Origin of the sequence: Roseovarius aestuarii (assembly GCF_019966515.1) — a bacterium.
GTDB classification, from domain to species: Bacteria; Pseudomonadota; Alphaproteobacteria; order Rhodobacterales; family Rhodobacteraceae; genus Roseovarius; species Roseovarius aestuarii.
In genome coordinates this window covers 115,080-127,842 of the sequence record NZ_JAIMIB010000012.1, presented here as the reverse complement: position 1 = coordinate 127,842, position 12,763 = coordinate 115,080, and the positions used below count along the sequence as shown (strand labels likewise).

Here is a 12,763-nt window from a genome sequence, read left to right as displayed (position 1 = left end):
CTTTAACGTCAACCATGTACAGTTGTATAGGTGCCGTCCCCTGCCAATATTCCTTTGAAACCGCCCGGTTCATCCAGGCTGAACACAATGATCGGCAAGCTGTTGTCACGCGCCAGTGCGATCGCGCTCGCATCCATGACCTTCAGGTTCTTGGCCAGAACCTCGTCATAGGTGACCTTTTCATACCGCTTTGCATCCGCATTTGTCACCGGATCCTTATCATAGATCCCGTCCACCTTTGTGCCTTTGAAAATCGCCTGACAGGCCATTTCGTTCGCGCGCAGCGTCGCCGCCGTATCGGTGGTGAAATAAGGGTTACCGGTGCCGGCCGCAAAGATGCAAACGCGCTTTTTCTCAAGATGCCGCACGGCGCGGCGGCGAATATAGGGCTCGGCCACCTCGTCCATCCGGATCGCGCTTATCACACGGCAGAAGACACCTAGCTTTTCCAGCGCGCTCTGCATCGCAAGCGCATTCATCACCGTCGCGAGCATGCCCATGTAATCGGCCGTGGTCCGCTCCATGCCCTGCGCGCTGCCTTGCAGACCGCGAAAAATGTTGCCGCCGCCGATGACCATGCAAATCTCGACGCCCAATTCATGCACGACCTTCACCTCGCGCGCGATCCGTTCCACGGTCGGCGGGTGCAAGCCGAACCCCTGATCCCCCATCAGCGCCTCGCCAGAAATCTTCAACATGACGCGGCGGAACTTGGTATCAGGGGAATCGGTTTCAGACATTTACAGTCTCCGCTTGGGATCATCGGTTAATCGCGCGCAAAATGTCCGAAAAGTGCGCCGGGTTCAATCACAGAGTCCCCCTGCGCGAATGAATTCCGGCGAAACATCCTCGCAAAGGGTCGCGATCTGCCGTATCTGACACCATTGATGCAACTGCCTTTGGATATCCCCGCCGACCGGCCCGTCCTGATTGCCGGTCCCACCGCATCGGGAAAATCCGCGCTGGCGTTGCAGATTGCGACCACGCAGGGCGGCACGATCATCAATGCCGACGCGATCCAGGTGTTTGCAAACTGGCGAATTCTCTCGGCAAGACCTTCAGCAGCGGATGAAGCGGCGGCCCCCCATAAGCTCTATGGTCATATCGCAGGTGATGCCGACTATTCGGTCGGCCACTGGCTACGCGAGGTAACGTCGTTTTTGAGCGCGCCGGAACGCCCTATCATCGTTGGTGGCACCGGGCTTTATTTTACGGCACTGACCGAAGGACTGGCCGAAATCCCGCCAACCCCAGCTGAGATACGTGCCGCTGCCGACAAGATGCGCGTCGAAGGTGGGTTTGAGACAATGCTGAGCGAGCTTGACCAAGATACGCGCCAGCGCATCGACCCCCAGAATCCGATGCGCGTACAGCGCGCCTGGGAGGTCCTCAGGACAACCGGAAAAGGCCTTGCGCAGTGGCAAGACGATACACCCGCCCCGCATCTACCGCTCACTCACGCGACCGCAATTGTGATTGATGCCGACAAGCAATGGCTTACACAGCGTATCACCCAGCGGTTCGATCAGATGTTGCAACAGGGCGCGATTGAGGAAGCCAGAGCCAATCTGAGCGATTGGGATCCCACCCGTCTTTCGTCAAAAACCATCGGTGCTGCGGAACTGATCGCCCATCTGCGCGGAGAGATTTCGCTTGATGAGGCGAGTGACGCCGCGACCATCGCCACCCGACAATTTGCCAAGCGCCAGCGGACATGGTTCCGGGCCCGTATGCGCGGCTGGACGCCGATCGACCCGATGTCGTTTTGACATTGACAGGTTCGATATTTGATAAACCCTTACTAAGTTAAAGTAATTCCACCGCCAGCATCGGGCCCGAAACCGGCATGTCTCATCCGATCCGCATACTGACACTGGCCCAATGGGCAGACGGTTCGAACTGGCGTTGGGAGCTGCAGCATAGCCTTGAAACACATGCGTTGATCTGGATCACCCGTGGCCAGGGCCTGTGCACGATCGAAGGGCGGCGGCGCGGCGTTGGGGTTCACAATGCCTTTGCCATCCCTGCAAAGGCGCTTTTTTCCTTCGATCTGGGAAAACAGATATTCGGACTGATCACCCTGATCCCTGCCCGCAGCCCCATTCTAATGCCGGACGAACCGCAGCACCTTCGTATCCGCGACGCGCAAGCACAGGCCGAACTGACGTCGATCCTTGACGCGTTGCAACGCGAGCAGATCAATGCACGCACTTTTTCCGACGAGGCAATGACCGCGCATGCGCATCTTCTGACCATCTGGCTCAGACGGGCGATGATTGCCCAGGGCGCGCAAGAGGATAAGACAAGTGCCGCGGAAAATCTGCTCAAGGCGTTTACCGCGCTCATCGAACGCGATTTCCGCACCAACAAGCCCATGGCCGATTATGCCCGCACGCTCGGTGTGACACCCACACATCTTACCCGCTGCTGCCGGCAATGTTGCGGCCTGACCGCCGCCGCGATGCTGACCGAGCGCACGGTTCACGCCGCGCGTGATTTGCTGGAGGAAAGTAACATACCCATTCAGAACATTGCGTCACGGCTGGGATTTAACAGCGCCGCCTATTTTTCCCGCTTTATCCTGCAGAATACTGGCCAAACCCCCTCCGCCCTACGCAAACGCAAGAGCCGCAAGACGCTGACGGCGCTGTAACTGCAGCTTAGTCCCGACCAGTGTCAGCTGCCCCAGATGATCCGAACGTAATTCTTGGTTTCCTTATACGGCGGCACGCCACCGTATTTCTTCACCGCCGCTGGTCCAGCATTATATGCCGCAAGCGCCAGGCGCCATGACCCGAAAGTGCGATACTGCTCGGCCAGATAACGCGCACCCCCTTCGAGATTTTCATAAGGGTCATGTGGATTAACCCGCAGCTTCCGCGCCGTGCCGGGCATCAGTTGCGCCAGCCCAATCGCACCCTTGTGCGAGCGCGCCTTTGGTTTCCAGCCGGATTCCTGCTGCACCAACCTTAGAAACAGATCGCTTGGAACTCCATGCCGGCGCGCTGCATCCTTCGCCATTTGCAGATATTCACCGCGATAGCGGCCCGCATAGGCCTTGTTCGATTCGTCACCCCATTTTGTCGGTGTGACGACCTTGCGGGGCTGCAGGCGTATCGAGTTATTATATTGCTGACGCGCGCGGGTATCGAGAACGCTGGTCTGCGACTTAAACAGTTTCGCGCGCGATTTCGTCGACAGGGTTTCAGCATTTGCCGCCAAAGGGCCAACCAGCCCGGCCACCACGAACCCAACCAAAAACTTCCACATTCTAGTCCCTGCCCCCAACAGCAATTTGGCGCAATATACGCTGTTTCAGAAAAATATCCAGATTTGCCCGTGGTTTCGGCCTCATCCTGCCGGATAGCAAGGTTTTATTAACTCAAAACGCTTTCCTTTGGGCGTGCGAAATGATGTAACGATCTGCGAAAAAGAACGATTAGACACGACAAGGAGATCGCGATGGCCGGCTCGGTTAACAAGGTAATCATTCTGGGCAATCTGGGCCGAGACCCCGAAGTGCGGACATTTCAGAACGGCGGCAAGGTGTGCAACCTGCGTATTGCCACCTCTGAGACCTGGAAAGACCGCAGCACCGGTGAGCGACGCGAACGCACCGAATGGCATTCGGTCGCGATCTTTTCCGAAGGCCTGGTACGGGTCTGCGAGCAATATCTGCGCAAAGGCTCAAAGGTTTACATTGAGGGCAAGCTTCAGACCCGCAAATGGCAGGACCAGTCCGGCCAGGACAGATATTCGACCGAGGTCGTGTTGCAGGGCTTCGACGGCACACTGGTCATGCTGGACGGCCGCGGTGAAGGTGGTGGTGGCGGAGGCAGCTATGGCGGCGGTCAGGGTGGCTATGACAGTGGGCCCGGACCTTCTCAGGGGGACCCGATGGGTGGCGCCCCCTCTCGCGATATCGACGACGAAATCCCATTCTGAAAGGGTGGAACCGATTTCAGTGCAAGGCCGCCCGGTTTCGGGCGGCCGTGTCGGTTTTCAGAACAGCATGTCGGCGAGGGTCAGGCAGACCGAAACCGGCACGCAGAGGGCCACGGCCAGCAGCAATGCGGCGCTTAACGTCGGACGTGGTGCTGGTGCATAGATCCCGAGAACGTGGTGTTTTTTGTAGGACATAGAAACGATTAACCACGAATTAGGTTTTCATTCGGTTAATCGTGACATGGAATTCATCCGCTCAGACGCCCGAGATTTCCCGGCGACACCCTGCGCGCTGCAACAATCCGCAGGCTATGCCCATGCGCTGCGGGAACTCGGCGTTCAGAGCGAGACATATGTTGCTAAAGATGGCACATGCCACATCGCCAAACTGCATGTGCTCCGCCGCCGGATCGGGCCGATGAATATCGCCTGGCTGCCGCGAGGACCGGTTTGGGCAACCGACACCCCGCCCGAACAACGGGCACGGCTTATGCGCACCCTGCGCAAGGTCGGAACCACCAGCACCACATGGATCATTTCATCCGAAACACCACAGGAGACACGTCTGTTCCCCCATCTGGTTTTGATGTCGCCACAGTATGTCGCGGAAATCGATCTGACAGCGGATACAGAGACCCGCCTTGCCGCCATGCACGGGAAATGGCGCAATCGTCTGCGTCATGCTGAGCGGTCTGAGCTGCATATACGTCAGCGCCCGTTCCGGTCTGATCGAGATTTGAACGTCCTTGTGTTTGAGGCATCGCAACGCAAGCAGCGCGGCTACAAAGCGCTACCGCCGGATTTCGTGTTGGCCTGGGAGAAGGCCGGCCCCAAATCAAGCCGTCTCTTTACCGCGATGCGCGGCAACACGCCGCTTGCCCACCTGCTGGTCTTGTTGCACAAGCCCGTCGCGACCTATCATATCGGCTGGTCAGGTGCCGAAGGCCGACGTTTGTCGGCCCATAATCTGGCGCTCTGGGAGGCGGCGGCTTGGCTCACCGGTAAGGGATACCTGAGGTTCGATTTGGGCAATGTCGATACGCAGAACGCACCGGGCCTGGCACGGTTCAAAATCGGCAGCGGTGCGCGTATTCGCCCCCTGGGCCCGACCTGCCTGCACCTGCCGCACTTACCGTTCGGACGACGCCCCCGCCACGACGCGGCGTGAAACCCGCGCACGCGTCGCTTTGCCTCTGGCCTTTCGGTGCACTGGCGTATAGGGCGCGGGCAAACAACCCGAGGACCCCCTTCCCATGGATATGCGCAACATCGCTATTATCGCTCACGTCGACCACGGCAAAACCACATTGGTTGACGAACTGCTCAAGCAGTCCGGGGCCTTCCGCGAGAATCAGGCGGTGGATGAGCGCGCGATGGACAGTAACGATCTGGAGCGGGAACGTGGCATCACCATCTTCGCCAAGCCCACCAGCGTCGAATGGAAGGGGACGCGGATCAACATCGTAGACACCCCCGGCCACGCCGATTTCGGTGGTGAGGTCGAGCGTATCCTGAGCATGGTCGATGGCGTTGTCCTTCTGGTTGACGCCGCCGAAGGTCCGATGCCGCAAACAAAATTCGTGACCTCCAAGGCGCTTGCGCTTGGTCTGCGCCCCATCGTGGTTCTTAACAAAGTGGACAAGCCCGATGCGGAACCCGACCGTGCGCTCGACGAATGCTTTGACCTTTTTGCCAATCTCGATGCGTCCGAGGATCAGCTTGATTTCCCGCATATGTACGCTTCGGGCCGATCCGGCTGGGCGGATCATGATCTTGACGGGCCGCGCAAGGATCTGACGGCGCTTTTCGACCTGATCGTCAACCACGTTCCTGCCCCGCGCCAGATCGCGCGCCAAAATGAAGACTTCACGATGTTGGCGACGACACTTGGTAGCGATCCGTTTGTGGGCCGCATCCTTACCGGAAGGGTCGAATCAGGTAAGCTCAGGGTCGGTGCCACGGTTCAGGCACTGACCCGCGTCGGTCAGAAGATCGAACAGTTCCGCGTGACCCGCATTCAGGCGTTCCGGGGTTTGGCAACACAGGATATCGAAGAAGCCAGCGCAGGCGATATCGTTACGCTTGCGGGCATGTCCAAGGCGACCGTGGCTGACACGATCTGTGCGCTGGCAGTTGATAAACCGCTTGAGGCACAGCCCATCGACCCGCCGACAATCACCGTGACATTCGGCATCAATGACAGCCCTCTGGCTGGTCGGGACGGCAAAAAAGTGCAATCTCGTGTGATCCGCGACCGCCTTATGAAGGAAGCCGAATCCAACGTCGCAATCCGTATCACCGACACACCCGGCGGTGACGCTTTTGAGGTCGCCGGCCGAGGTGAATTGCAGATGGGCGTGCTGATTGAAAACATGCGCCGCGAAGGTTTTGAACTTTCGATCTCGCGCCCGCAGGTTCTGATGCGCGAAGGCGAGGCTGGCGAGAAGCTTGAACCCATCGAAGAAGTGACCATCGACGTCGATGACGAATATTCGGGCGCGGTCATTGAAAAGATCACCGGCCCGCGCAAGGGCGAACTGGCCGAGATGAAACCGGCAGGCGCGGGCAAGACCCGGATCATCGCGCATGTGCCCTCGCGCGGCTTGATCGGATACCATGGCGAGTTTCTGACCGACACCCGCGGCACCGGTGTGTTGAACCGCGTGTTCCACGGCTGGGCACCGCATAAAGGCGCCATTCCGGGCCGGCGCGCAGGGGTCCTGATCTCGATGGAAAACGGCGAATCCGTTGCCTATGCGCTGTGGAATCTCGAGGACCGCGGCAAGATGTTCATCGGCGCGCAGGCCAAGATCTACACCGGTATGATCATCGGCGAACACAGCCGTGAAAACGATCTTGAAGTGAACCCGCTGAAGGGCAAGAAGCTGACCAACGTCCGTGCCAGTGGCACCGACGAAGCCGTACGACTGACCACCCCGATCACCATGAGCCTGGAACAGGCCATCGCCTATATCGACGATGACGAGTTGGTCGAGGTCACGCCGAACGCCATCCGCCTGCGCAAGCGCTATCTTGATCCGCACGAGCGTAAACGACGGTCGAAAACGGTCTGATCTAGGAAGGTACGACCCCGTTTGTTATCGTGTCCCCCTAAGCATGAAACGCTTTGAGGGTGGAGGGCGATGCGGATCAGGTATTTCTGGAGCGCGATTTCGGTTCTGAGTTTAATTGGCAATCAGACATTTGCCGACGCGTTTCCCTGTGCAGAAATCGGTGTTTCTGTCGATGCCGCAGATCAAGCCCAGCAACTGGATTTCTGCAAGGCCGCAAAGCGGGCCATCAACAAGCTGGCAGCATGCAATGTCAGGATAAATCAGCATATTACAATCCGGGTGACCGAAGATCTGGCCGAAAACTGCCTCGGGCTTTTTCATTGCGGTGAGCAGCTGATCGAAGTCCTGCCCGTGGATCGTGTGATAGAACGGCGCCACCCCGAAAGCGTTTTCAGTCATCTGTCAGCAACAGAATTCAGGGACAGCATTCTGGTGCACGAACTCACTCACGCCGCCTATGATGACGTCGCTTGCCCTTATAGCAACTGTCGGGCCACAGCCGAATATCTGGCTTATGCAATGCAGATCATGTCACTGCCAGCAGATCAGCGGCGCAAGATCGAAGCAGGACTGGACTTCGAAAAGAAAGTGTCGCGCGAAGAATTCAGCGCCGTGATGCTCGCTTTCGCCCCCAGAGTTTTCATCAGGAAATCGTGGGCGCATCTAACACAACGCGGCGACAAATGCGCCTATATCGGTCAGATCATGGACGGAACCATCGTGTTTGACATCGAGGGCTTGTGATCAGTCCGTGGTCTCAACCACAACGATTTCACGATCCGCGGCCTCTTTGGCCCACACAACCGCTTCCTGATAGCGCGGGTCATTATAGGCCGCCTGCGCCGCGTCAACCGACGGGAACCGCGCCACGACATTGCGCGCGCGCCCCTGCCCTTCGAGCTGTTCGATCCGGCCGCCACGGGCGATGAACTCGCCCCCATGATCCGGGATCACCACCGAAGCCACTTCGATGTATTTACCGTATAATTCCGCGTCGCTGACATCAACGCGCGCTATCCAAAGTGCTGCCATTTTATCCTCCCATGACCGCCTTAGCGGCTGTGATCGCCGCCTCGGCATTTGCTGCATCTTTGCCACCGCCCTGGGCCATGTCGGGGCGGCCACCACCGCCCTTGCCGCCCAACTCCGGCACCGCTGCCCGCACCAGATCAACCGCCGAAACCGTACCGGTCAGATCCTCCGTCACCCCGGCGGCGACCGCCACTTTGCCGCCAGTATCCGCAATCAACAAAACCGCGCCCGAGCCAAGCCGCGTCTTATGCTCGTCGATCAGCGATGGCAGATCCTTGCCCGACACACCACTGAGCACCTGTGCCAGGAACTTAACGCCGTTGATCTCTTGCGCCTCGGGGCCATCGCCCTGCCCTGCACCCCCGGCCATTGCCAGCTCGCGGCGCAGCTGCGCCACCTCGTTGGACAGCGCCTTGCGTTCGTCCATCAGCGCCTTAATCCGCGACACGACATCCTGTGGCTGCGCTTTCAATTCACCGGCCAGCGCCGTCATCCGCCGGTCCTGTTCACTCAGATAGCGGAACGCCTCGGCACCGGTCAGCGCTTCGATCCGGCGCACCCCGGCGCTGGACGCGGAATCACCCAATGCCACGAAAAGCCCGATGTCGCCGGTCTGACGCACATGGGTACCACCACAGAGCTCGATCGAGTAGGTTTGCCCGTCCAGACCCTTGCCGGACCCGTCTTCGACACCCATCGACACCACGCGCACCTCATCACCGTATTTCTCGCCGAAAAGCGCCTGTGCGCCAAGCGCGCGCGCGTCGTCCGGTGTCATGATCCGGGTCTCCACCGGTGCGTTCTGCCGGATGAAATCGTTCACCTCGGTTTCGACCTGCATCAGCTCCTCAGCACTCAGCGCCTTGGCATGGCTGAAATCAAACCGCAGGCGATCCTCGGCATTCAGCGACCCGCGCTGCGCCACATGATCGCCCAGGGCCTTGCGCAACGCTTCATGCAACAGGTGCGTGGCCGAATGGTTGGCGCGAATAGAAGTCCGGCGTGCATGGTCAACCTCCAACTGGGCCGCCTGACCTTTCAAGATCTCGCCCTCGGTAACCTCCGCCAGATGAATGAACACCCCGGCCGCTTTTTTCGTGTCGGTGATCCGTGCCAGCCCGCTTTCGGTCCTGATCTCACCGCTATCGCCAACCTGACCACCGGATTCCGCATAGAAAGGCGATTGGTTCAACGCAATCTGCACGGTTTCACCGGTCTTCGCGCTGGCCAATGGGGCGCCGTCACGCACCAATGCGGTGATCTGCCCTTCGGCCACTTCGGTGTCATACCCAAGAAAATCGGTTGTGCCGCTTTCCTCGGCAATGTCGAACCAGATGGTCGAATCCGCTGCTTCACCCGTACCGGCCCAGGCCGCACGCGCCTTGGCCTTCTGCTCGGCCATGGCGGTGTCAAAGCCATCGGTATCCACCTCGCGGCCCTTTTCGCGCAGCGCGTCCTGCGTCAGGTCCAGCGGAAATCCATAGGTGTCATACAGCTTGAACGCCGTTTGACCCGGCAGCGCCGCATTCTCAGGCAAAACACCCAACTCGTCCTCAAGCAGTTTCAGCCCGCGATCCAAGGTCGTCTTGAAACGGGTTTCCTCCAGCTTCAGCGTCTCCTCGATCAGCGCCTGTGCCCGTCCCAACTCAGGGAAAGCCTGACCCATCTGTGTGACCAGCGCGGGCACCAGCTGATGCATAACCGGATCTTGCGCGCCCAGAAGATGCGCGTGCCGCATCGCCCGGCGCATGATCCGGCGCAGCACATAGCCCCGCCCCTCGTTCGACGGCATCACGCCATCAGCAATCAGGAACGAGGTCGAGCGCAGGTGATCCGCGATCACCCGGTGATGCACGTTACCCGGCCCGTCCGGGTCCTGGCTGGTGACATGCGCGCTGGCCTCGATCAGGCTGCGCATCAGGTCGGTATCGTAATTGTCATGCTTGCCCTGCAGCAGCGCCCCGATGCGTTCCAGCCCCATGCCGGTGTCGATCGATTGCATCTCCAGATCGATCTGAGAGCCGTCCTCGAACCGCTCATTCTGCATGAAAACGAGGTTCCAGATTTCGATAAACCGGTCGCCATCCTCTTCGGGACTGCCCGGCTGGCCACCCCAGATATCGGGGCCGTGGTCATAGAAAATCTCGGTACACGGCCCGCAGGGACCGGTCGCGCCCATCGACCAGAAATTATCATCGGTCGCGATGCGAATGATCCGGTTATCCGGCAGGCCGGCATATTTCTTCCAGATTTCCGCCGCCTCGTCATCGGTATGGTAGATCGTCACCAGCAGCTTGGACTTGTCCAGCTCGAAATCCTTGGTCAGCAGGTCCCAGGCGTACGGGATCGCCTGTTCCTTGAAATAGTCGCCAAAGCTGAAATTGCCGAGCATTTCGAAAAACGTGTGATGGCGCGCGGTATAACCCACATTGTCCAGATCGTTATGTTTGCCACCTGCGCGCACACACTTCTGGCTGGTCGACGCGCGGTTGTAGTCGCGACGCTCAACTCCGGTGAACAGGTTCTTGAACTGCACCATGCCCGAATTGGTGAACATCAACGTCGGGTCATTGCGCGGCACCAAAGGCGAGCTTTCGACGATTGCGTGATCGTTACGTTCAAAGAAATTCAGAAAGGTCGATCGGATTTCGTTCAGCGTCGGCATGGGTATCTCTTTTTCGGGCAAAATGGCCTGGCGTCCCGTTGATTTATCCCTGCCCGTGACCCATGTCCACCGCAAGAAAAAGCCCGGGTTGTGGCCCGGGCTTTGCGTTATCAGATTTTGGCGGCGTTATGCCTCCAGGATGTCGTCATCCGCGTCGCTTTTTGCAGTCTTTTCTTCAGCCTCGGGCATGTCGAAATCAAGCCCATGCGCCGCGCGAATCTTATCCTCGATTTCAAACGCAATGCGGTTGTTTTCCTTCAAGAATGTCTTGGCGTTCTCCCGGCCCTGGCCGATGCGTTCGTCGCCATAGCTGAACCAGCTGCCGGATTTCTCGACCACGCCCGCCTTGACACCAAGATCAAGCAATTCGCCCATCTTCGAGATGCCTTCACCATACATGATGTCAAACTCGACCTGCTTGAACGGCGGCGCCACCTTGTTCTTGACCACCTTGACGCGGGTCGCGTTGCCAACCACCTCGTCGCGATCCTTGAGCGCGCCGATGCGACGAATATCCAACCGGACCGAGCTGTAGAATTTCAGCGCATTACCACCGGTCGTGGTTTCGGGGCTGCCGAACATCACGCCGATCTTCATGCGGATCTGGTTGATGAAAACCACGGTGCATTTGGTGCGGTTGATCGACCCGGTCAGCTTGCGCATCGCCTGGCTCATCAGCCGGGCATGCACGCCAACGCTGCTGTCGCCCATCTCGCCTTCAAGCTCGGATTTCGGGGTCAGGGCCGCAACCGAGTCGACGACAATCATGCTGACCGCGCCGGAGCGCACCAGCGTATCCACGATCTCCAGTGCTTGCTCGCCGGTATCGGGCTGCGAGATCAGCAATTCATCCAGATCGACGCCCAGTTTTCGGGCATAGATCGGATCAAGCGCATGTTCCGCATCAACAAAGGCGCAGACCCCGCCTTTTTTCTGTTCTTCGGCGATGCAGTGCAATGTCAGGGTCGTCTTGCCCGAGCTTTCCGGGCCATAGATTTCCACAACACGGCCCTTCGGCAGACCGCCAATTCCTAGGGCGATATCCAGCCCCAACGACCCGGTCGAGGTGGCCTCGATATCCTGCGCGGGATTGTCCGCGCCCAGCTTCATGATCGAGCCCTTGCCGAACTGCCGTTCGATCTGCGCAAGCGCGCTGTCGAGCGCCTTTTGCCTGTCCGGGTTTTTCTTGCTGTCCATTGCCAAAAGATCTGCCGTTGCCATGTTTTATGCTTCCTTATTCCACACCCTGTTCAGGGCGGCAATCGCTGCCTTGTTCACCTCTTGTTCTCATGTAACAGACAAAAAGAGAACATTTCAAGAAAATTGTTCAGATCCTCAGTTTTTCTCACAACGGTTAAAGAGTCGTTTACGAAAACCTGAAAACCTCTTGGCAAAAAGATGGCGCATTAAATGCTCGTTTTTTCAAACGCCAGACTGGTTTTTCTTGCGGTGCCCAAGACCGGGTCGACCGCCTATGAGCAGGCGCTCGCGCCGCTTGCATCACTCACCGTCAGCGCGCCTCCGGATTTGAAACATGCGCCGATTTATCGCTACAACCGGTTCTTCAGGCCGATGCTTGAACGATTTGTCGGCGCCAAGATGGATGTTCTCGCAGTGGTCCGCGAGCCGGTGAGTTGGCTTGGCAGTTGGTATCGCTACCGACAACGCCCAGAAATGACAGGTCAGGGAAAGGCGACGCATGGCATCAGCTTTGACGAATTCGTGCTTGCCTACACGTCGCGTACTAGACCGGAATTTGCCAATGTCGGCGCCCAGTCACGGTTTCTGAGGCCCGCCAGGAACGGCACTGCCGCGACCCATCTTTTTCGGTACGAGGATCAGGCCGGGCTGATCCGATTTCTTGAGAGCCGGCTTGAGACCTCGATAACGACCCGGCGTGCGAATGTGTCTCCGGGCAAGACACCGCCCCTGATGTCACATGTCGAGAACAGTCTGCGCCGCACCGCCGCGGCCGATTTTTCGCTCTGGGAGAGTATTGGTCACAATGGCGCCTACGGGCAATTTCGATCGTCGGCTTAGGGCAAAT

At 58.6% G+C, this 12,763-nt stretch carries 13 protein-coding genes; 7 read left to right on the top strand and 6 right to left on the bottom strand.

Annotated elements, in window-relative coordinates; translation table 11 throughout:
• Positions 1 to 8: 8 nt before the first annotated feature.
• The gene (gene pyrH, locus LC334_RS14950) at positions 9 to 740 is read right to left on the bottom strand and encodes a UMP kinase (protein WP_085799572.1); all 732 of its coding nucleotides are present in this window, start codon (positions 738 to 740) and stop codon (positions 9 to 11) included.
• Between the two features lie 147 nt (positions 741 to 887).
• On the opposite strand from pyrH, the gene miaA reads away from it, so the two are divergent.
• Together miaA and LC334_RS14940 are read left to right on the top strand one after the other, a co-directional pair.
• A complete protein-coding gene (gene miaA, locus LC334_RS14945; RefSeq protein WP_085799573.1) occupies positions 888 to 1,769 on the top strand; it encodes a tRNA (adenosine(37)-N6)-dimethylallyltransferase MiaA in 882 nt (293 codons plus the stop codon).
• A 77-nt stretch (positions 1,770 to 1,846) separates the two neighbouring features.
• Positions 1,847 to 2,653: a helix-turn-helix domain-containing protein gene (locus LC334_RS14940; protein ID WP_085799574.1), complete on the top strand. Its 807-nt coding sequence runs from the start codon at positions 1,847 to 1,849 to the stop codon at positions 2,651 to 2,653.
• A gap of 23 nt (positions 2,654 to 2,676) precedes the next feature.
• On the opposite strand, the gene LC334_RS14935 is transcribed toward LC334_RS14940, so the two are convergent.
• The gene (locus tag LC334_RS14935) at positions 2,677 to 3,270 is read right to left on the bottom strand and encodes a lytic transglycosylase domain-containing protein (RefSeq protein WP_085799575.1); all 594 of its coding nucleotides are present in this window, start codon (positions 3,268 to 3,270) and stop codon (positions 2,677 to 2,679) included.
• A gap of 192 nt (positions 3,271 to 3,462) precedes the next feature.
• On the opposite strand from LC334_RS14935, the gene ssb reads away from it, so the two are divergent.
• A complete protein-coding gene (ssb, locus tag LC334_RS14930; protein ID WP_085799576.1) occupies positions 3,463 to 3,945 on the top strand; it encodes a single-stranded DNA-binding protein in 483 nt (160 codons plus the stop codon).
• A gap of 57 nt (positions 3,946 to 4,002) precedes the next feature.
• Here ssb and LC334_RS14925 read toward each other — a convergent pair whose 3' ends face one another.
• Positions 4,003 to 4,140, bottom strand: a complete 138-nt coding sequence (locus LC334_RS14925; RefSeq protein WP_223413019.1) for a hypothetical protein — start codon at positions 4,138 to 4,140, stop codon at positions 4,003 to 4,005.
• 46 nt (positions 4,141 to 4,186) lie between these two features.
• Here LC334_RS14925 and LC334_RS14920 point away from each other — a divergent pair, with 46 nt between their 5' ends.
• From LC334_RS14920 to LC334_RS14910, 3 genes are all read left to right on the top strand, one after another.
• Positions 4,187 to 5,113, top strand: a complete 927-nt coding sequence (locus tag LC334_RS14920; RefSeq protein ID WP_085799577.1) for a GNAT family N-acetyltransferase — start codon at positions 4,187 to 4,189, stop codon at positions 5,111 to 5,113.
• An 85-nt stretch (positions 5,114 to 5,198) separates the two neighbouring features.
• Positions 5,199 to 7,019: a translational GTPase TypA gene (typA, locus tag LC334_RS14915; protein WP_085799578.1), complete on the top strand. Its 1,821-nt coding sequence runs from the start codon at positions 5,199 to 5,201 to the stop codon at positions 7,017 to 7,019.
• 69 nt (positions 7,020 to 7,088) lie between these two features.
• Positions 7,089 to 7,763 carry a hypothetical protein gene (locus LC334_RS14910; protein WP_085799579.1) on the top strand — a complete coding sequence of 225 codons (675 nt, stop codon included), beginning with the start codon at positions 7,089 to 7,091 and terminating at the stop codon, positions 7,761 to 7,763.
• On the opposite strand, the gene LC334_RS14905 is transcribed toward LC334_RS14910, so the two are convergent.
• The 3 genes from LC334_RS14905 to recA form a co-directional block, all read right to left on the bottom strand.
• A complete protein-coding gene (locus LC334_RS14905) occupies positions 7,764 to 8,051 on the bottom strand; it encodes a DUF1330 domain-containing protein (protein ID WP_085799580.1) in 288 nt (95 codons plus the stop codon).
• A gap of 1 nt (position 8,052) precedes the next feature.
• Positions 8,053 to 10,716: an alanine--tRNA ligase gene (gene alaS / locus LC334_RS14900; RefSeq protein ID WP_085799581.1), complete on the bottom strand. Its 2,664-nt coding sequence runs from the start codon at positions 10,714 to 10,716 to the stop codon at positions 8,053 to 8,055.
• 126 nt (positions 10,717 to 10,842) lie between these two features.
• Positions 10,843 to 11,937, bottom strand: coding sequence for a recombinase RecA (recA, locus tag LC334_RS14895; RefSeq protein ID WP_085799582.1), 1,095 nt, complete (start codon positions 11,935 to 11,937; stop codon positions 10,843 to 10,845).
• 189 nt (positions 11,938 to 12,126) lie between these two features.
• On the opposite strand from recA, the gene LC334_RS14890 reads away from it, so the two are divergent.
• Complete coding sequence (locus tag LC334_RS14890; RefSeq protein WP_085799583.1) at positions 12,127 to 12,756, top strand: sulfotransferase family 2 domain-containing protein; 630 nt, start codon at positions 12,127 to 12,129, stop codon at positions 12,754 to 12,756.
• Positions 12,757 to 12,763 lie beyond the last annotated feature (7 nt).